Below are 19218 nucleotides of genomic sequence, written 5' to 3'. Positions count from 1 at the left end.
GCATGCTGACGTTATTCAGAATGTGTATGGATGTGGACGGACGCGTCCGGCGCATGCCATTCCGTCATCGGATGGCACACCTGGGTGCGGTTGGCGTTTTGTTTCTGGTGACGCACTGGCAGGGCTTGCTGAGCCCATTAAGCGGCATGCTGTTTGCCCGGCATTGAACGCAAAGCCGACGCAGTGTGGCCCGGAAACAAAATATCAACCGAACCGGTTCAGGAAACGGGCGCCTGGCTGCGTAGGGATAGCGGGCGCATATCCGTCCAATGGGTAGCGATGTAGGCGAGGCAGTCGGCCCGCGAACCCTGCATGCCGGTGGTTGACCAGCCTGCAGGCGGCGTCCTGTCTGCCTGCCAGAGAGAGTATTGCGCTTCGTGGTTGATGACGACGTTGAATATCGGTTCGGTCAGGTTGTTCTGATTCGTCACGCTGATGCCCATTCCACTTGTTTTGGAAACTGGCCAGCCTGCCTCCGACTCAATCCATTGCAATCCGCTTGCGAAGGTTTTGCCGAGATTTTTGCGCAAGTGTTTGATTTAAATTAATTTCTTTGAAATTAAGCTATTCATCCACTCCACCCACAGCAAAACATCGCATCAATGAGACGGCACATTCTGGCCTGCTTACCCGTCTGGGCGATATCGCCACCGACGGGGTGTCCATTCAGGCTCTCTCTGCAGAGCGGCATTTCAGCAAACAGAAATGATTGGTCAGCAGAGCCGGCAGAGCCCGATCAATAAAACGTCTTGGCAAAATTTCTAGACGGACTATACAGAAGCTTTTTACCAATGCAATCAATTCAACCGCTGCACTGCATCATTGTCAGACAGAAAAATAAAATATGTCTGTCATCTTTGATTTAAAAGGACATATGACTGTTCAAATGGATAATTAAAAGGCATGAAAGCCATTTCTTGGACAGCCGGTTTGTAGGGTGGAGGGGCGCGTCTCAGCGCGGTGTCGAGGTCCTGGGCCAAGCCGGCAGACCCGCGCTCGACGGGGTACCAACCTGCATGATCGGGTGATTTTGCGAGCCTTTCGAACGTTAACGCAACCTGGCATTGCCCGGTTATTGCAACGAGTATGAGTTCTATAACGGGATGATTTTTTGCGCAAGGAGGCGCCGGCGAGGGCCTGTTGTTGCATTGCGTCATGGTTTGCCGGGTGCGGCGCGCTTGTTTATTATGCTTTTATCATTGATCGTGACATTTTTCTGAACAGGTAGAGAAATGAAAGAGGAATTACTCAAAGAGCTGGAGGCTTTGTTTCAGAAAGAACCGGTAGAAATGTCGATTACCGCCTTTTGTAATGATCTGGTCGAGAAAATGAAAAAGATGGGGCTTGACTATATTGTGATGGAGAGGCGCCATTACGATGCGCTCATTGCCGATCGTGCTGTAGAGCGGCTGACAAAATGGCGGGGGATGAGAATACAGATCGTCAACGAAGGTTTTGTTTCGGCGGACTAGTCGGGTTTATCGCGTATTGACGGCGGGTATACGCTAATTGCACGATGCCGGTATCTGATTTGAATGGCTGGGCTCAAACCCGATGGGGTTCAGGGTTCTGTAAATCGCTATTAGTCAGGTGCCATTGCATAGTGCCAGACAGCCTTTCCCCGGTTTGGGCGTGGCGCGCTGACGGCATGATGGCGCTTGCCGGGAGAACAACTTGCGTATCAATCCTCTGCTCCTCACCACGCTGGCAGCCGTGTTACTGAGTGGCTGTGCGGCAGTGAATGTCGGTAACCTGCCGCGTAACCGCCCGGCGGTCGATCCGGCCACACAAGGTCCGAACTTGTTGCGTGAGCCATCGGGCGGCGTGGGTGAAACGGCCATCGGCCTGTCTTTTTCGGGCGGGGGCATTCGCGCCGCCGCTTTTGCCCACGGCGCCCTGAAGGGACTCAATCAACTCAATACCCAAGGCGGCAAGACGCTGCTGGATGATGTCGCCTTGATCACCAGTGTGTCGGGCGGCTCGATGACGGCTGCCTATTACGGCCTGCATGGCAAGGCCAGCCTCGATACCTTTCGCGAGGCCGGGCTGCTCAGCGATGGTGAGGCTGATCTGCGTCTGAGTCTGGTCAACCCAGTCAATATCGCCCGCATGATTTCGGGGGGGATGAATGATCGTGCCAACTTCCAGCGCTGGCTTGAGCACGATCTATACCGCAACGCCACCTTCGCCGATATTTTCCGGCGTGGCCGCCCGAATATCTGGATCAACGCCACCGATATCTATCACCGCATTGCGTTCCCGTTTCATCAGCGTGCGTTTGATGTGCTGTGCAGCGATCTGGCCAGCTATCCGGTATCGGAAGCCGTTGCGGCTTCGATGGCGGTCCCTCTGTTTTTTGCCCCGATCGTGCTGGAGAAGCATCCCGAGAAGTGTCGTGGCCCCTTACCGGATTGGGATACCCAGGCCGAGAATGCCAAGACCCAGCCTTTGTTGATGCATGCGCTGGCCCATGCGGCGCGTGAATACCGGGATGCCAGGGCGGGGCGTTATATCAAGCTGGTCGATGGCGGGGTGGCCGATAACTATGGCCTGGCCAGCATTCAGCAGACCCGCCTGCTGCAAGGCACGCCTTATGGCCCCCTGACTGAAGGCGACGCACTGCGGCTCCGCAATATGTTGTTTGTGGTGGTGGATGCCGGGCAGGGGCCTAGTGGGGAATGGAATAACAGCCTTGCCGGGCCCTCCGGCATTGACCTGGCCAGCGCCTCGATTGACGCTGCCATGGCTACCAATGTGCGCATGAGCTACGACAGCTTCGTGCAGATGGTGAAAACCTGGCAAGAGGACATCATCGCCTATCGCTGTCAGCTGCCGGCAGCCAAGCAAGCCGAGGTCAAGGCGACGCAACCACTTTGGCGTTGCAATGATGTGTCAATTGTCGTGACCCGGATTTCATTCGAAAGCCTCGGCCCCGCCGCCGCGACCCGTCTGGGCGCCATCCCGACTCGCCTCAAGCTGCCGGTGAATGATATTGATGATCTGATCAAAGCAGGAGAAGAAGCGATAGGCCGCAACACTGTCATCAAGGCTTTTCAGTCAAAGGTGAGCGGCCCAACCCCGTGACAGCGCCGCGATTGCTCAAAAAAAGCCCGCCCAGCATGCACTGGACGGGCTTTTTGGGTTGTAGACCGCACGGCGGCCCATCTGCGCCTGCCTGGGTTCAAGGCTCGAACTTTTCTCCTCTGAACACCCGGGCGGCATTGCCGCGTTCCACCTCATGGTGGGCCATCCTGCGTTCGGCTTTGTGCTCACCGGCCGATTCGGCGGCGAGTTCGGCCAGCTTCTGCTCGATCAGCAAAACCGCCAGCCGCTTGTTGGCGTGCTGACTGCGCTGCGTCTGTACCTTGACGCTGATGCCGGTTGCCAGATGGGTAGCGCGTACCGCTGAGTCTGTCTTGTTGACGTGCTGGCCACCAGGGCCGGAGGCACGGCAGGCTTCAAATCGAATTTCACCGGCATGGGCGGTTTGTGGTTCGCGAAAGATGGCGACGCCGATAAACCAGTTTTTGCGCCCGTGATTCGGCCGGTAAGGGCTCGGGCAGATCCACTGCACGGTGCCACACCAGCGCTGTGCCAGCGTTTCGGCGGCATCGCCTTCGAGTGAGAGCAGCGCTGATCGCAAAGTGCCGGGCCGTGGACCGGCGATTTCCTCAACCAATTCAGCCCTGACGCCTGCCGCCCGGGCTTCCCATAACAATCGGTGCAAAGCCTTGGCAACGGCGAGTGCGCATTCAGCAGGGCCCTGTGACGCAGAGAGTTGCAACAGAATCATCAGCAGCACTCCCCGTGGGTTTTGTAGCTCAATACCGGCTTGAGTCGGGCAATCAGCCGGATCAGCCCTGCTTGCTGCAAAGACTCGATAATGGTCGTGATGCTTTTGTAGGCTTCCGGAGCCTCTTCAAAAATCAGTTGCCGGTCTTTGCAGACTACCCGGTTGCCGAGTGCCGTCTTGGCGAGCTGGGCGACGGTATAGCGCGACGACAGTCGATCTTTGCACTCGCTGCGCATCCACTTGCGGCCTGCACCATGCGCCAGCGAAAACAGGCTGCAGGGGTCTGCCACGGGCATGACCAGATAGCTGTAATCGCCGCGAGAGCCGGGAATCACCACCGGGCCGGCATCCGAGGGTGTGGCGCCCTTGCGGTGCAACCAGCCAGACTGCTCACCGACGCGGGTGGGCGCCAGCAGATTGTGGTGAATATCCAGCACGGGTTCGCCCTCGGCCCGTAGCCGCTCAAGCATGCGCAGGCCAATCAACTGCCGATTGGCTTCGGCAAACCGCAGTGCCACGGCGTGCTGAGCCAGATAAGCTTCGGCCTCGGCGCTGCCTTCCGGCAGCCCGTCGTGACTGAAGCGATCAACATGCTGACGCAAGATCAGCTGGCCCAGACCACGAGAGCCGCTGTGTACCAGCAACAGCAGCTTGCGCTTGTCCAGCTGCAGCGTCTCCAGGCTGTCGGCGTCGTAAATCTCGTCGATCTGCTGGATCTCGGCGAAGTGATTACCCCCACCAATCGTACCCAGGGAAGACTCAAAGCCGGTATGCGGCAGATTCAAGGCGGCAATCTGTTCGTCCCAGCCGTCGTCTAGTGGCCCATCAATATTGCCAAGCCGCTTCTCCAGCTTGTCTGCCGGATGTTTGGCGCGATCAAGCGAAGTACGCCAGAGGCTCATGCCACAGCCGATATCGTTGCCGATCAATGCCGGGTAGAAGCGTTGAGTGGAGAAAAAAGCCGCGCCGACCGGATAGCCCCGACCAGGGTGCAGATCGGGCATGCCAACCACTTGTTGCATGCCGCTGAGTTTGGCGGTGGTGTGAAGTTGCTGGATCGCATTACCTTCGATCCAGGTGTCGGCCGAGGCGATCAATGAAATGCCGTCAGCCAATTGCTGTAGGGAATTGCCCATATACCAATCCATTTAGGAAAACTGAAAAAGGATGAATTGGCAGGCCAAGGCCGAGGCTGGAAATTCTGTCACCTTCCGGTGAATCAAGACGCTGAGCCGCTAACAGCGCGCTGGGCGCCCATTCTCTACGAAGCTCAGGGGCAGGGGGAATTAAGCCTGACAAGACCTGCAAAGGGTTTGGCGGTTTTTCATGATGGAGCCTCCTTTGCAAGTGAATAGTGAACAAGATGAGACAGCCATCTTAAGGCGGGATGCGTTTGGCATGCAAGAGGGTTGCAAAAGATTGTTGCGTTTTAAAAACATTCGACGCGCAGTTGTCGCATTTCTATCAGTGCTGATTGAAAGCCGATACTGGAAAGAATCTGTGGATAACTCGGTATTGGTAGAACCAGGCGGGCGGATTTTAACGACTTGGCAAAAGACCTCGGCCTGGCTCATTACTGCCAAATAGGTAAATCGACTGCAATGCCGATTAATGGCTTGCATTGTGAGGGGAGGTTCAGACAAGGCCGTATATATCTGCTTGAATCCCTTGCTACAAGCGGCTTTCGGCAGTTGGCACCTTTTGCAGGAATGCCATTACGTAAGATTCTTGAAAGCATTAAATGCCCTTGGAATGGTAATACGCGGTAACGATATGACAATCTTTGTCACACACCGACACATTTATGCCATTGTTATGTGAATTGTACCTTTAGCAATCCTTAATAATTCAAAGTGTATTAGTGGATTCTGATGTTGGCACGCTGCTTGCTGTGAGGGGATTGTCAGACAGAAACCTGTCTTGCTGAACCCACAACATTCTCTCTGGATGATCGCTTTGATCATCAGGTATTAAGGAGCCGCCATGTCATCCTCGATTCGCTTTCCTCGCCGCAAACTGCTTCTGGCACTTGCTGTGACAGGCGCGTTCAGCCCCGCCAGCTTTGCTTTGGATTGTGCCGCCCCGACCTGGTATGCCGATGGCCGCCTGTGCCTGCCTGCAATTGATGTGACATCCGGTAGCTGGGTGGCGCAATACGATGCCGTGCTGCGCCGCGTTCCCAACTCCGCGCCTGTGCGGTTTCGCCTTGAGAAGGCCGATGCAGGCGGCGATCAGCGCGGCATGAGCGTGCTGAATCTCGGGGATGGCAAGCTGGTGATTCCATCGCTGCAGGTCGAGTCGGCGACCGGCACACAGAAGGCGATGGATGCCGAGCTGAGCTTGGTGCCGGGTACCAATCCTGCTGAATTTGCGCTGGGTACGGTACGCGATATTGCGGCGGCGAATGTGGAATCCGAAATCGCCATTCGCGACGGCAAATTGCTGCTGCCCGATGTGGCAGCGCCGATTGGAATCGGCGGGATCACGCTGCACCTGCGGGTTGAATTCAAGGTGATACAGGATGGCAGCTCTCTGCGCCTGAAGCTCTTTGACTTCAAACCCAGCACGGCCAGCAAAAATCCTGCTCTGTACTCTCTCAGCGATGGCCACTTGCTGATCCCGGCCATGCTGCTGGATGGCAAGTTGATGCGGGTGCAGTTTGCCCCGTCACGCGGTGAGTGGGTGATGATTTCCGCCACGCCGGTGAAGCCTGGCACGGGCACTGGAACTGGCACTGGCACTGGCACTGGCACTGGCACTGGCACTGGCACTGGCACTGGCACTGGCACTGGCACTGGCACTGGCACTGGAACTGGAACTGGAACTGGAACTGGCACTGGAACTGGCACCGGCACTGGCACCGGAACCGGCACTGGTACTGGAACCGGCACGACCACCCCGCCTGTTGATCTCAACAAATTTATTTCGACGCCTCGGCTGGGCTTCTTTGATGTGGATGCCAAGGGTCAGAGCCGGGCATTGCGCAACGATCTGAGTGGGGCCTTGCCCGGTATGGTGCAGTTTGTGCAGAGCCACACCGTCAATCCTAAAGGCAACCCCGCGAATAACGCCCCGAATCTGGTAGCGCAGCGCAACGCGCTACTGATGTTCTCGCCGCTGTCGCTGGTCGAGAAGATGAAAGTCCGCGTCAGCCTGCAGGGCAAGGAAGTGGGCGTGCTCGACCTCAAACACCCCAATTTGCTACCGCGTTCTGATTACAACGATGTCTACGGACGCGAAGATGTTGCCTATTCATTGCGTGCCTGGTCGGTTGAGTTGCCGTGGAACTGGGTACAACCCGGCATGAGCCTGCAGTTTGAAGATGGTAGCGGCGCCCAGGGCAGCCTGGCGGCAGGCGATATCGACATGGCAGCGCCGGCAGAAATGGTGGTGCAGAGCATCCGCCTTGGCATGCTGATGGACCCACCACCCGAAACCAGCAAGTACTACATGCTGACCGACCCTGAGCGTGCGGCGTCAGATTACTTCGAGACCATTCCGGTAGCCCGCATGATCATGGCGTATTACGAGCCGATGCGGCTCAACAAGGTGATTGTTGCGAGTGGAGAAATCTACGAGACAGCCAGTAAAGACAATGGCGGCACCTACGACGGCGATATGCGCGAAAACGTTGGCAAGGCGCAGGTCAGCACGGGCATCAATCTGGCCAACTTCGGCATCTCCACGTCGAAAATGAACCAGAACAATCCGCACGTTTTCAATGAGCGGGTCATTCACCACGCACGCGGCATGTATGCCAACGGCGAACAGTGGCACGGCCTCAGTGGTGGCAATGGTATGGCCACTTTGTACAGCTCGAAAGGCAATGAACTGAGCCATGAGTTTGGCCATAGCTATGGGTTGGGGCACTACCCAGGTGGCGATTTCTCTGCGCCAGTCAGCAACGAGAAGATCCGTAATGCCAGCCACCATGCTGATAGTGGCTGGGGTTACAGCGCTTCACGCAAGCGCATGCGGGCAAACCTGCACTGGGAAATGGCAACCGGAAACGGCGTTCGCACCATCAACGACGCACCATTCAGCGAAACCTTCGGGGGGCAGTATTTCTACAATACCGATGCGATGTCCGGCGGCGACGTCGTGGGGTCGCTATCCCTGTACACCCATCACACGGCCTACAGCGCGAGTCGTATTCAGCGCCATGTCACCGTGTCACGCTCGGACAAGGTGAACGGCGTCAATGTAGACATTCCCCGCCCGGTGCCGGATACCAGCTTCCCCAGCGGCTACAAGAGCTGGAGTGCCAAGGATGGCAAATACGTCGATACCAAAGTGCTCGACCCCAAATTTGCCTGGGCCGCACCGGTTAAAGTTGGCGTACCCGTGCTGACGCTGCTGGGCGGATACAACCCGGCCAATGCCGCACAGAACCTGATCTACCCGGCGTTCCGCAGCAATTACGGCAATGTTTTCAAGCTGGCTGAGCCTGATCTTGCCAGCAAGGACCGCGTATGCTGGATGCAGATTGGCTACAAGAGTGGCAAGAGCGAGAAGGTACTGCTTGATCCTTCTGATGGCGTCAAGCAATTCCAGATCAATCTCGAACAATCTGCTGTCCCCTCCAGTGCCGAACTGCACTGTCAGACCGCAGGTGCCGATACCGTGTTGGCCACGCAAACCATCGCCACCAATCTGCCAGCGATGCCTGCACCGGTCATCGTCGGCCAGGAACAAGGCTATGACGCCCTGCGCAAGCTGGAACTGGCCGCTATCGACAGCCCGCTTGCCAGCGTGGCCAATGCGACGGCACTGACCATTGACACCAAGACCATGCGGGCGCTCGATAGCTGGATGGGCCAGCTACAGGGCCTGAGTGCAGATGCCAGCAAAGCAGCCAATCGCTACTACGCCAGCAAGGCCGCCAGCCGCGATCTGGACATCTTCCTCAACCGCTACCAGAGCGAGCTGGAGACAGGCAATACCGCCCGCAAGAAAGAGTTGACCGAGTTGCTCAAAGCCAAGGGCCTGGTGGATTCGACCAGCCAGACCCTGCCGGTCGGAGAGCAGATCAAGTTCTATGGCGGACGCTGCCTGCGCATCGACACCAGTGGGGCAACCCCCTTGCTCGACATCACCGCCTCGCCGGCCGAGTGCAAGGATGACGCCAGTCAGAAATGGTTTATGGATGTTCGCGGAGGCATTCACAGCGTCGCCCGGCCAGACCTGTGCATCGACAGCAGTGGCGACTGGCAAATGCGGGTGGCCATGAATCGTTGCGACGCGTACAAGCTGGGCCAGCAGTGGAAGCAGGACGCAGAAGGCTATCTGAACATCGGCAACTCGAACGGCGACTTCATCAGCTACTACGCCGGCCGTGGCTACTTCAGCCTCTATGGCAAACGCGATGGCAGCTACAAGTCGGTATTCAGCAAAGTGCCCGTCAGCGCCAATGCCGCATTCGCCCTGCTCGAAGCTGAACAGATGCCGAAACTCTACCGCTACCTCAAGTAATACCTACCTCATTGAATTGGGCAAGCGCCGATGCCTTGCCCGATCAGCAAGCAGTCCCTCGTTCTCCAACTGGAAACGGCGCCCGGTCTAAACCGTGCGCCGTCTTTTTTTAAAACGAATAAACACGCGGCGAAAGGTCACCCGGCGCATGGTTTTAAGCTAAAAACAGATTGGCAATCGAGCCTTCGGTGATCTGTGAACGTAGTTTAGAGACGGCATCGGCATTGCAATCATATAACGTCAAATCCTGCAGTTGTTCCATTTGCAAGATAGCCGAAAAATCCCTGATATTTTTGCAATGACTAAGATGTAATTTCCTTAAATTGGGCAACTGCGAAAGCGCCGTAATATCCTGAAGACCCGTCATAAATGAAAGCGTAAGTTCCGACAGGTTTTCCAACCGGCGAATGCTATTTAAACTTATCAGTTTACCGCCAGAGAGACCCAATCCCTGCAGCTTGTTGCTGGCAATTGCTGTAAATACCTCGTTGTCGTTGACAGCGGTGAGGCCTAGCTGCATTAACTCAGAATAACTCCCCAGCAATTCCAGACGATTGCGGTCCGTGCCTAAATGCATGCCCAGCCGGCGTAAATAGGGAAAATTGGATGCCGAGAATTTAACGGACCCAGCTCCCAAGTGACAGATATTTTCAAGCACTATGGCTTTAGGCCAGCTCGCTTTTCTGTCGCCGGTAAAAAGTAATTGTTTTAAAGAGGCGGGAAGGCAGCCCGGTTTTATCTTCTTGGCAAAGCCTGCATCCAATTCCAAAGCGCGCAGTTGGAGTAAGTTTGCCAGTCCCGGAAAATCGTCTGGGATCTCGTCAGCGTATTCGTCATCAATAATCAACTTGCTGGCATTCACCGCGTCTTCGCGGATCTGCCCCCATTTCAATCGATTACCAGGAAGGTCTCCTGATTTTTTGGACCACTTGGGTGATGCTGGCAAGTACATGGTCCAAGTGGTTTCTGAAGTCAGTTCGGGATTAACCAGGCAGTCTTTTTCTGCAATATCCATAATCGCTCACTAGCAAAGCTTTTTCGCTTTGGTGAATTTAGCTCCATGCGCTTGAGCCTCACCTTTAAACTTGTTGTACTTTTTCTTTGAGGCTCCACGAATATCATTGATTGAATTCGTTGTTGTACCTAATTTCTGCGCCTCTTTAATCGAGACATTGCCTTTTTTGTCCATGACCTTTTGCTCGAAGTAGGAGAGCACATGCCTTTTCTCACTCTTTGTGCTCGCCGAACCTAAATCTACCTTGTAAACGGTGACCTTTGCGGCAGGATCTGCCAGTAGGCTTCTCAGCTTTTCATGGCTGGGGTTGGTCAAGCGCTCTGCCAAATCCACGGCCTGACCAGTGTAGACCTTTCCGCCGGCTTCAACGTGGTAAATGCCAGCCTGACCTTTGAGCGCATCAATGCAGCAGTTGCACCCTCCTGGTAGTTTCTGGAGCCCCAGCGGATCCACCCAATCATTCGGATTCGGTGCGTACTGGTACAGGTTGTCGCCGCCGGCGAGGCCGATGGGGTCTTGGGTGACAAAGCGGCCGATGTCGGGGTCGTAGTAGCGGAAGCGGTTGTAGTGCAGGCCGGTTTCGGCGTCGTAGTACTGGCCCTGAAAACGCAGGGGTTGATGGGCGGGGCCGAAGTGAGGGTCTTCGCTTTGCTCGATAACAACTGTGTTGCCCCAGGCAGCATAGTGCGTGCGCCAGACGATCTGGCCGGCGTGGTCGGTCAATTCGTGCGGGGTGCCGATCTGGTCGGTGTGGTAGTGCAAGATGCGATGGTGGCTTTCAAGCGCGGTGCCGTCGCTGGCGAAGACACTGTCGAGCTGGGCCAGCGGTTCGAAGCTGTCCGGCTGATAAAGCCAGGTGCGGCGGTGTTGGCCCCGGACTTCGGAGAGCAGGCGGTTGCCGTCCCAGGTGAAGCGGGTGGCGCCGAAGCGGTCGCGCTTCTGGATGCGTCGGCCGAACGGGTCGTAGCGGTAGCGCACGGTCTGGCGTACGCCGTGCCGGTTGATGTGGGCTGCCGTGAGCTGGTGCTCGTCATCGTATTCAAAGTGGATGACGGTATGCCCACCGATTTTCTTTTCGATGAGGTTGCCGTGCGGGTCGTAGCAGTAGCGCCGGTCGCGATGCACATGCAGACGGTTACTGCCGATGGCGGTGTGGTCATCGGGCGTCCAGTCGCGCGGGCTGTCGTCGAAAAGCGGGTTGTAGCCGGGGTCGGCCAGCACTTTCTGCACCCAGGCGCGGTGCTGGGCCTCGCTGTCGGCTTCGACGGCCGGTTTGGCTGTAAGGGGGGCAGGGCTTGGCTCGCTCGGGTCGAGCAGGTTGTGGGCAGGGTCGAAGGCAAAGCGTTCATCGCCGGCCTGGGTCAGCCGGCCGAGCGGGTCGTATTGATAGCGGCGGCTACCCTGGCGGTGGTCGTCGATGCCCAGCAGATGGCCGGCTGCGTCGTAGTGGTAGTCCCGACCGAGCAGCTGCTCGCCAGCGCCTGGCCGCGATGGTCCGCCCAGCGCTTCCCAGCCTGCCTGCGGCAGCTCGCTGCGGCGGCCGACCCTGGTGGTGCGCTGGCCGATCAGACGGCCAATCGCATCGTAGCGGAAGCGGCTTTCGAGGCTGCCCTGGCTGCGACTGATTTCACGGTGCAGGGTGTCGCGCTCGAAATCGCTGATGACTTCACCATCAAGATTAACCTGATGCAGATGGCCCGAGCCGTAGTAGAGCCAGTTGAGGTTGCGGCCGTCGGGCAGCTGGGTGGCAATGCGGTTGCCGAGTGGGTCGTAGCGGTGTGTCAGCGTTTGTTCATCGCCTTCGATGATGCTGGTTTCGCTGGCGATATGGCCGGCCAAGTTGTAGGCAAAGTTGACCTGGCTGTGCGCATTACGCGCCAGCGTGAGCCGGCCAAGCACGTCATAGCCATAGCGGGTACGGCTGCCAGCGGTGATCTTCTCGATCAGCCGGCCCATGTCGTCGCGCTGGTAGTGGGTGACGATGGTGTGCGGGCTATCCGGGGCTTCGACCTTTTCCAGCGGCAGGCCGGTGGGGTCGTAGCGGTAGCGGGTGCGACGGCCATCAAAGCTGATCTCGTCGATCAGCTGGTCCAGCACGTCGTAGCGGAAGCGATAGCGGGCGCCGTTCTCATTGATGAGCTCGGCCAGCCGGCCTGCCGGATCGTAGCGGTAGGCCAGGGCATGGCTGAGGGCGTCGGTGCGCGCCAGCGGCCGGCCTTCGGCATCGAGGGTGTATCGGGTGGTATGGCCTAGCGGGTCGTGGTGGGCTATCAGCCGGCCGAGGGCATCGTATTCAAAGCGCTCGCGGCTGCCGTCGGCATGTTCAACGCTGTCGAGCCGGTCCTGGGCGTCGTAGTGATAGTGGGTGCTATGGCCCGCCGCATCGGTGACGCGGCTGAGCCGGTGTTCGGCATCGTAATGGTAGTGGGTGGAACGGCCCGAGCAATCGGTATGGCAGACGAGTTGCGCCGAGCGGTTGAAGTCGAGCTTTACCGTGCCGCCTTTGGCATCGGTAATGGCCACCGGCAGGCCACGGTCGTCGTACTGATAGCGGGTGGTGGCGCCATCGGGGCCGGTTTCCGCCTGCAGCAGGCCGCGTTCGTCATAATCGAACGTGGTGGTCTGGTCGGCTGCGTTGGTCAGCGCCACGGGCTTGCGCCAGAGCGGGTGGTATTCAACCTGTACACCGCTACCGTCGGGCAGTTTGATTTCCACCGGCAAGCCATGCGGATCGTGGCGGTATCGGGTGGTGCGGCCGGCCGGGTCGGTCAGGGCTTTCAGATTGCCGTAGCTGTCCAGTTCCTGGATGGCCTTGCCACCCGCTGCGTTGATATGGCCGACAAAGCGGTTTTCCTCATCAAACAGGAAGCGTTCTTCCCGTCCCAATACGTCAGTAACGACGGTTTCGCCGGGCAGATAGGTAAAGCGCCAAACCTGGCCATCGCTGGTGTGGTTTTCAAGTACCCGGCCTTCGGCATCGTAGCGGTCGTACTGATAAAAGCTGTCAAGCCCGCCAGGGTAGCCGTGCCGCACCAGAATATGATTGCGATAGCCGTACTGACGGGTCTGCGCGCCACTTTTGTCGTGGACGGCGACCAGGTCGCCATGGCTGTCGTAGTCGTAGCGGACCAGTAATCGGGCTTGGTCTTCACGGTAGCGACCATCGCGATCCGGCTCGCCCCGCAGTTCAGATACCTGCAGCAGTCTTGCGGTGGCTGGATCATCGGTTTCAGAAAAGCGCAGCCAGAGCAGGCGACCGGCACTGTCGCGCAGCGTTTGCGGCAGGCCGTTGGCCCGATAGCTCAGGGCAATCCGGTTACCGTGGCGATCTTCGATGGCGGTAAGCGGTAGTTGGCTCGCCCCTTCAGCCAGTGGCTGGAACACCAGGGCGATGCCATCTTCGCCGGCCAGCCGGTACTCATGCTCGGCAGGGCGGGAAAGGGTGGTGTGCTCGTAGGGCGAGAAGAAATCTTCACCGACTTCGAGCTGCGGAAACTCAATCTCGCGGCCTTGTTCATCAAGGTAGACCGTGGCATCCGCCTCCTGCAGCAGCGATACCGACCAGGGCAGGGTCCAGCCTTGGCCCAGCCAGCTGACGTAGGCGTTGTCGGAAAAATACGACCGGCTCCATTCCAGTGGCAATGGGCCCGGCAGACTGAAGTCGATCTCGCCATCGAGAAACTTGCAGCCGTAGATCGGGTTGACCGGCTTGCCGGCGCCCGGACAGGTCTTGCACTGGTTCTTTTTCCTGCGGGAGCGGCCCTTGCGCTTGGGCTTGATCCGTCCCCCGCCACGGCCGCTGGCTGCCCGGGCGCCCGCTTTCTTGCCTGCGGCTTTTCCGGCTTGTTTGCCGGCCTGCTTCCCGGCCTGTTTACCCGCTTGCTTGGCAGCCTGTTTGGCTTCCTGCTTCACAGCCTGTTTGACGACCTGCTTGGCTTCCTGTTTGAGCACCTGCTTGCCAATGGCCTTGCCTGCCGTGACGGCCAGCTTGCCGCCCTTCATGATGGCGCCGCCGCCGGGAATCAGATTGGCCCCGGCCGATGCGGCCGAAATGGCGGCCTGGGTGTAGTTGCCCTCTGCCGCGTAAATGGCCGCGTTGGCGCCATCGGCGACAATGCCAACTACGGGGATGGCGCCGGCAATATCCAGCGCGGTGTGAATGGTTTCACCCCAACTATCCCAAAAGCCTTTTTCCTTGGGTGGATTGGTGTCGGCTGTTTTGGCGCCGCCCGAGAGTCCGCCCATCGTGCCGGCCTGGCCCCTGGCCTGGCCTATGGTGTTGCCTGGCATGGTGATCCCCGTATTTGGTCGTTTTTACTGGGTATTGCGGTCAACGGCTGGCGGGTTTGGCCATCCGTGCTTTGACCTCCGCTGGCGTCAAGCCCGGAAAGCGGGCGCCGCGTTCAATCAATAGCTTTTTGATCTCATTCAGCTTCTTCCAGGCGGGTGACCCGGATTGCTGACCCGCGATCAAGGTATCGACGGTGAACGGAATCGTGATGCCGTTCCGTGTTGCCGTATCGTGGCGGGCGCCGCGCTGGATCAGGTATTCGGCCTGATCCAGCTGCATCGCCGTCAGCGCCTCATACAGCGGCGTGCCATTGAGTGAATCCACCGCGTTGATGTCCGCGCCGCGCTCAACCAGCAGCTTGAGGTGCTCCAGCGAGCCCTCGGTGGTGTTGAAGAAGATGAGCGGTTCGTCGTCACTCAGCGCATTGGGCGAGAGCCCGCCATCGAGCATGGCCGCCAGCAGGCGGGCATCCGGTAGTTTCATGGCCCACCCCAGCGGTGAACCGAAATCCGGCACGGGCTGGGTCGGGTCGGCACCGGCTTGCACCAGCAGGCGGATGGCGTCGTATTGCTTTTCCTGCAGGGCGTAGAACAGGAAGGTCATATTCTTGCGGCCGAACTGGTTGAGGTCGACGCCTTGCAGCAGTGGCTTGAGCCGATGGCTGTCGCCGTCGCGAATCGCCTGGGCGATGTCGAGCGCACGGCCGGAAAAATAACTGGATGGATTGGATAGGGTCATGGTGAGTTCTCGCGTCTGGGCCACACCGCACAGGAGCAGCAGGCAGATCAGGCTGCTCAGAAGCCTGTAGGGGCTAAGGGTGGGGTGCCTGATGGGAAGGAGGATACGGATCAGGAAGTTCAGGGTTGAGCGCTTCATCCGCATTGCACCCCGGTGGCACCGGCCAGAATGGCCTGATCTTCCTGCTTCTGTTTTTCAATTCCGTCGATGACTTGATCCATACCATGCCGGGCCACCGGGTTGGCGCCCTGGCCGGGGATGGGATATTTCTTGCCGATGGCATCGGGCATCAAGGCCGACAGTAGCACCTTGGCGCCCGCGCCGATCAGGGCGCCGACAATGGCCGAGCCACCCGTGGCGACGCCGATCAAGCCGCCAATCCCTGCGGTCAACAGGGTGCCACCAATGCCTTGCTCCTGTACGCCAGTCAGAATCTCGCCTGCCACCTGATACGCCTTGACGTTTTCCGTCTTGGGAGTAACCGAGGTTCCGCCGTAGCGATTGACGGTGGCCGGGTGCAGGCCGGCTGAATTGAACGTGGTGGCCGGCAGACCACTGGCCCGCGAGGCAGACGAGGCGAGGCCGCCCCCGAGTGAATGACCGGTGATGTCGGCATCGGCGCCCGACAGCTTGAGTTTGTTGCCGATCTTGACGGCGTTGTTGTAGTACGACGACTCGGCGTTGACGCCCTGCGCCAGATTGTTGCTCCAGTCTTCGCCCTTGTTGAAGTCGGTGCCCTTGAATGACACCGTGGGCTTCATGTCATTGCCAAAGACCTTGGGGTCTGGCTCGTAAACCTGGGCGCGAAAGTTGGAGCCGCTTTTCTCCAGATCCTGTGGTTTGAGGCCGTATTTGGCCAGGGCTTCCTTATCGTTGCTGATGTTGTTCCAGCCTTCGGGTGGGCCTTTCTTCGGGTCGTAGACGTCCTGCGCCAGCCGGGCCTTCTCAACGGCCGTGTTATTGCGTTCGAAGCGCTCGGTGGCGTTGGCCAGCTTGTCGCGTTCGGGGCCGGGCGGCATTTCACCGACTTGCTTCTTGCCCTGTTCAATCTGCTGCTTGCGGCACTGCCAGCGCTCCGCCTTGCTCTTGCCGCCCACATTGCCGTTGTAGCGGCCGTTCATGTAGTAAAGATCGTCGTGGCGATTGATGTAGCGGTCTTCGGCGCGAACATTGAAGCTGCGCAGCAGGGGCCAGGTGTCGGCACCAACCGTGCCCGAGACAATGCCGCGCTGGCTGCCCGCCATATCACCAATGGTCTGCGGGACTTTCGAGGCATCGTAGACCACGGCCGGCTTGCCGTTGACGAACACGCGACGGGTGACGCTGGTCGAGCCCGATAGCTGCGACGTCACCTGATACGGAATCGGCACCACCGAGCTGCCCACCGGAGTCAGGCAGACGTCCGGGGCGATGCACATCACCCGCCACATGCCATCCTTGCGACTCACATAGTTCTCGGCCATGGGCTAGCTCCTGGCCATTTCGGCCGCGCGGACCTGCTGCGCTTCGGGTGGCAGGGGAATGAAAAACCGTGACTGCGGATCTTTGCTCAATTGCTCGGCGCGGGCGATCTGCGCGGGTAACTCGCTGCGATTGAGATGACGCAGCTCGATCTGGCGGATCTCCAGCGTTTCAGACAGTGCCAGACGATAAGTGGCGTAGACCTTGCGCTGATCGCAATCAATCAGCAGGGTGTCCAGCTGCAGGGTTCGGGTCATGCCCAAACCGCTGCCGGTGGTGAAGAACACAAAGGGTAATTCGCCTGTCAGGCAAAAGCGCACCAAGCCGGAAGGGGCCGTATCGGCCGGCAGCAGATTGGCCAACACGATGTCTTCATCCCCCCTGGGGTAGGGCAGCTGCAGATCGGGATGGGCGCCATTCCAGTAGGCAAAGTTAAAGTTTTCCGGCAGAAAGGGGTGGCGCTCTTTCACCCATTGCGCGTCGTAGCTGCCGGCCAGGGGCAGACGAGGTTGCCAGGCTTTACCAAAGGCGCCGAAGCCCTCAGGCGGCAGTGGCTGGTCAAACCGTTGTAACGGCGCTTGCGGGGATTCGATCTGGGGGGCCGGCAGTTGCTCCGGTTTGAATTCGTCAATGAACCAGGCGGGGTGAAAGCCTCGGCCCAGCGGGTTGTAAGGATAGCTTTCGCGCCGTTGCGGATCTTTCTTTGACTGGCAATCTCCGCCGTAGGCGTATTCGTAGCGTAACGGCACGCGGCTCACCGGCTCCGGCTCGCTCAGCACCCAGCCGCCCAAGGTGTGCTTCCAGCTGCGCGGCCCGCAGACGCTCAGCACCTTGCGCACGCTGCCCAGCTGCACCCCCACCTGAAAGCGCGCTTGCGGCTTGCCCTGTGGCGCATGGCCGTGGCCAACCACAATCAGATCACACTTGGGTTTGAATGGCGCCAGATCGCTTTCCGCCCGCAATGTGCTGACATTGGGTTCGCCGTAATACTGGTCTTCCATCAGCAGCGGGCTTTGCTCGTCGGCCAGAACCAACCGGGCCAAGCCTTGCGCCGGGTCGATCATCTGCAAATCAAACGTGAAGCGCGCCACCACGACTTCAAAGCCATTGTCGTTCTGGTCGAGTGCCGCAAAATTCATGGCCGGAAACGGCGTCAGATTGCTGAATTCCATCACGACTCCCTCTGTGGCGGCGTTCGTAGCACGGGGCTGCGGCCGGCCTGATTGTTTTGGTCAATACACGAGCTGGGAGCTCAGTTCAGGTTGATATCCTTGCCGCTGCTGACATTGACTTCTCCCGTTGCCGCAAACTCGAACTGGGTGCCATTGATGTAGACCTTACCATCCTTGGTCAGCATGATGCGGGCTTCACCGCAAACCAGCGTCAGTTTGTCCCCGGCGTCGATCGTTACTTCCTTGCCCGCCGAAATCGTACGGCTGGTGCCGACGATTTCCTTGTGCGTCATCCCCACCATGGTCAGCATGCCGGCGCCGACATTCAGGCTGTACCCGGCGCCAATATTGCTCATCTTGGCCAGCCCCACCGTCTCGACCGAGGCCATGCCGATGGTTTCGGTTTTCATCTTGCCCACGGTGAGGGTGAGGTTCGAGCCGATGTCATCCTTCTTGTTGCGGGCGATGGTGATGTCTTCCGACTTATCCACGGTGACCGACCGATTACCGCCGATGTGGATGGTCTCGTTCTTGCCCACGTCTTCCGTCCGGTTATCCCCAATGCTGATCGTCTCGTTGTGATCGACGGTCTCCGTCCGGTTCTGGTGAACGGTGATGGTTTCATTGCCATCCACCGTCTCAGTGCGGTGGCGGTGGACAATGGTGGTCTCATCGCGGTCGATGGTCTTGCGCCGGTCATTGCCGACCCAATGGCTCTCATCATGCTCGACCTCGATCCGCTGATCCTTCTCGGCGTGCAGCCAGACTTCTTCCGCGCCCTTCTTGTCTTCGAAGCGCAAAGCGTTGGCGTGGTCGTAGTGGCCGCCCTGGCTGGAGCGGCTGAGAATGCCGGACTGGGTCTTGTTGCCGGGCAAGTCCCACGGCGGCATCTGGTCAGCGTTGTAGACGCGGCCGGTGATCAGCGGTTGATCCGGGTCGCCTTCGAGGAAGCTGACCACCACTTCCTGACCGATGCGCGGAATCGCCACCATGCCGAAGTTCTGGCCGGCCCAGGGTTGCGACACCCGTACCCAGCAGCTGGACTGATCGTTCTTCTTGCCGCGCCGGTCCCAGTGGAATTGCACCTTGACCCGCGCATGTTCGTCGGTCCAGATCTCTTCGCCAGCCGGGCCGACGATGACGGCCGTCTGTGGGCCTTGCACGATGGGTTTCGGCGTGCTGCGCTCGGGCCGGAACGGCAGGTTGGAGGGCAGGGCCTGGATATCGACCTGGGCTTCCCACTCGCCGCCACCGGAGCGGTAGTCGGATTCGGACA

14 protein-coding genes are annotated in these 19218 nt (G+C 58.7%); 5 read left to right on the top strand and 9 right to left on the bottom strand.

Features of this window, described 5'->3' with window-relative positions; genetic code table 11:
- The first annotated feature begins 2 nt into the window (after window positions 1-2).
- Window positions 3-167 (top strand): hypothetical protein, encoded by a 165-nt coding sequence (locus tag PZA18_RS18410; RefSeq protein WP_284102337.1) that lies wholly within the window; start codon window positions 3-5, stop codon window positions 165-167.
- A gap of 51 nt (window positions 168-218) precedes the next feature.
- Here PZA18_RS18410 and PZA18_RS18405 read toward each other — a convergent pair whose 3' ends face one another.
- A complete protein-coding gene (locus tag PZA18_RS18405) occupies window positions 219-431 on the bottom strand; it encodes an MbtH family protein (RefSeq protein ID WP_284102336.1) in 213 nt (70 codons plus the stop codon).
- Between the two features lie 801 nt (window positions 432-1232).
- On the opposite strand from PZA18_RS18405, the gene PZA18_RS18400 reads away from it, so the two are divergent.
- Both PZA18_RS18400 and PZA18_RS18395 read left to right on the top strand, forming a co-directional pair.
- A complete protein-coding gene (locus PZA18_RS18400) occupies window positions 1233-1472 on the top strand; it encodes a hypothetical protein (protein ID WP_284102335.1) in 240 nt (79 codons plus the stop codon).
- A gap of 202 nt (window positions 1473-1674) precedes the next feature.
- The gene (locus PZA18_RS18395; protein WP_284102334.1) at window positions 1675-3084 is read left to right on the top strand and encodes a patatin-like phospholipase family protein; all 1410 of its coding nucleotides are present in this window, start codon (window positions 1675-1677) and stop codon (window positions 3082-3084) included.
- A gap of 97 nt (window positions 3085-3181) precedes the next feature.
- On the opposite strand, the gene prfH is transcribed toward PZA18_RS18395, so the two are convergent.
- Complete coding sequence (gene prfH / locus PZA18_RS18390; protein WP_284102333.1) at window positions 3182-3793, bottom strand: peptide chain release factor H; 612 nt, start codon at window positions 3791-3793, stop codon at window positions 3182-3184.
- Entirely contained in the window at window positions 3793-4929 is a 1137-nt protein-coding gene (locus PZA18_RS18385) for an RNA ligase RtcB family protein (RefSeq protein WP_284102332.1), read from the bottom strand. The genes prfH and PZA18_RS18385 overlap by 1 nt, the downstream gene beginning before the upstream one ends.
- A gap of 190 nt (window positions 4930-5119) precedes the next feature.
- Here PZA18_RS18385 and PZA18_RS18380 point away from each other — a divergent pair, with 190 nt between their 5' ends.
- Both PZA18_RS18380 and PZA18_RS18375 read left to right on the top strand, forming a co-directional pair.
- The gene (locus PZA18_RS18380; protein ID WP_284102331.1) at window positions 5120-5380 is read left to right on the top strand and encodes a hypothetical protein; all 261 of its coding nucleotides are present in this window, start codon (window positions 5120-5122) and stop codon (window positions 5378-5380) included.
- A gap of 396 nt (window positions 5381-5776) precedes the next feature.
- Entirely contained in the window at window positions 5777-9265 is a 3489-nt protein-coding gene (locus tag PZA18_RS18375; protein WP_284102330.1) for a M66 family metalloprotease, read from the top strand.
- Window positions 9266-9419: 154 nt separating this feature from the next.
- On the opposite strand, the gene PZA18_RS18370 is transcribed toward PZA18_RS18375, so the two are convergent.
- From PZA18_RS18370 to PZA18_RS18345, 6 genes are all read right to left on the bottom strand, one after another.
- Entirely contained in the window at window positions 9420-10280 is an 861-nt protein-coding gene (locus PZA18_RS18370) for a leucine-rich repeat domain-containing protein (RefSeq protein WP_284102329.1), read from the bottom strand.
- A gap of 9 nt (window positions 10281-10289) precedes the next feature.
- Window positions 10290-14570, bottom strand: a complete 4281-nt coding sequence (locus tag PZA18_RS18365; protein WP_284102328.1) for an RHS repeat-associated core domain-containing protein — start codon at window positions 14568-14570, stop codon at window positions 10290-10292.
- A 40-nt stretch (window positions 14571-14610) separates the two neighbouring features.
- Complete coding sequence (locus PZA18_RS18360; RefSeq protein WP_284102327.1) at window positions 14611-15447, bottom strand: ankyrin repeat domain-containing protein; 837 nt, start codon at window positions 15445-15447, stop codon at window positions 14611-14613.
- Entirely contained in the window at window positions 15444-16772 is a 1329-nt protein-coding gene (locus PZA18_RS18355; RefSeq protein WP_284102326.1) for a PAAR-like domain-containing protein, read from the bottom strand. The genes PZA18_RS18360 and PZA18_RS18355 overlap by 4 nt, the downstream gene beginning before the upstream one ends.
- A gap of 3 nt (window positions 16773-16775) precedes the next feature.
- On the bottom strand, window positions 16776-17942 hold the full coding sequence (locus tag PZA18_RS18350) for a DUF2169 family type VI secretion system accessory protein (protein ID WP_284102325.1): 1167 nt from the start codon (window positions 17940-17942) through the stop codon (window positions 16776-16778).
- 80 nt (window positions 17943-18022) lie between these two features.
- The coding region (locus PZA18_RS18345; protein WP_284102324.1) for a type VI secretion system Vgr family protein at window positions 18023-19218 on the bottom strand (1196 nt) is incomplete at its 5' end.

This window comes from Parachitinimonas caeni (assembly GCF_030129945.1).
Classification (GTDB): Bacteria; Pseudomonadota; Gammaproteobacteria; order Burkholderiales; family Chitinimonadaceae; genus Parachitinimonas; species Parachitinimonas caeni.
Note: the sequence above shows the minus strand (reverse complement) of the source record. Positions and strands in the feature narration are given on the sequence as shown.

Excerpts from the sequence above, each read along its gene's own strand:
- PZA18_RS18360 (WP_284102327.1), bottom strand. The coding sequence starts at position 15,447 with ATGAAGCGCTCAACCCTGAACTTCCTGATCCGTATCCTCCTTCCCATC.
- PZA18_RS18385 (WP_284102332.1), bottom strand. The coding sequence starts at position 4,929 with ATGGGCAATTCCCTACAGCAATTGGCTGACGGCATTTCATTGATCGCC.
- PZA18_RS18365 (WP_284102328.1), bottom strand. The coding sequence starts at position 14,570 with ATGCCAGGCAACACCATAGGCCAGGCCAGGGGCCAGGCCGGCACGATG.
- PZA18_RS18370 (WP_284102329.1), bottom strand. The coding sequence starts at position 10,280 with ATGGATATTGCAGAAAAAGACTGCCTGGTTAATCCCGAACTGACTTCA.
- PZA18_RS18380 (WP_284102331.1), top strand. The coding sequence starts at position 5,120 with ATGATGGAGCCTCCTTTGCAAGTGAATAGTGAACAAGATGAGACAGCC.
- PZA18_RS18400 (WP_284102335.1), top strand. The coding sequence starts at position 1,233 with ATGAAAGAGGAATTACTCAAAGAGCTGGAGGCTTTGTTTCAGAAAGAA.
- PZA18_RS18375 (WP_284102330.1), top strand. The coding sequence starts at position 5,777 with ATGTCATCCTCGATTCGCTTTCCTCGCCGCAAACTGCTTCTGGCACTT.
- PZA18_RS18355 (WP_284102326.1), bottom strand. The coding sequence starts at position 16,772 with ATGGCCGAGAACTATGTGAGTCGCAAGGATGGCATGTGGCGGGTGATG.
- prfH (WP_284102333.1), bottom strand. The coding sequence starts at position 3,793 with ATGATTCTGTTGCAACTCTCTGCGTCACAGGGCCCTGCTGAATGCGCA.
- PZA18_RS18350 (WP_284102325.1), bottom strand. The coding sequence starts at position 17,942 with ATGGAATTCAGCAATCTGACGCCGTTTCCGGCCATGAATTTTGCGGCA.
- PZA18_RS18410 (WP_284102337.1), top strand. The coding sequence starts at position 3 with ATGCTGACGTTATTCAGAATGTGTATGGATGTGGACGGACGCGTCCGG.